The 210-nt window shown below is 54.3% G+C and carries 1 protein-coding gene; it reads right to left on the bottom strand.

Annotated elements, in window-relative coordinates:
* The coding region (locus MRS74_RS23895) for a hypothetical protein (RefSeq protein ID WP_254582769.1) at nt 1-210 on the bottom strand (210 nt) is incomplete at both ends.

Below are 210 nucleotides of genomic sequence, written 5' to 3'. Positions count from 1 at the left end.
AAACTGCTGTTGAAAACCCAACCCCAAAGCAATTTTTGGATGTAAATTCCGCAAAAAATGCTTGTCAGCATAATAGGCGGCGGCGCCGACACCAAAAGCCAAGCCGCCCGACAGGCCTTTGGGTGGGTGTACCACCGCAATACGCAGTTCCGCTCCCTCGCGCAGGGTCTCCAGGCCACCTTGAAACAGCTCTAACATCGCGTTGCGGTA

It is taken from the genome of Marinobacterium sedimentorum (genome assembly GCF_024267675.1).
Taxonomy (GTDB): Bacteria; Pseudomonadota; Gammaproteobacteria; order Pseudomonadales; family Balneatricaceae; genus Marinobacterium_A; species Marinobacterium_A sedimentorum.
The sequence above is the reverse complement of the archived record's forward strand: the minus strand, read 5'-3'. Positions and strand labels throughout refer to the sequence as shown.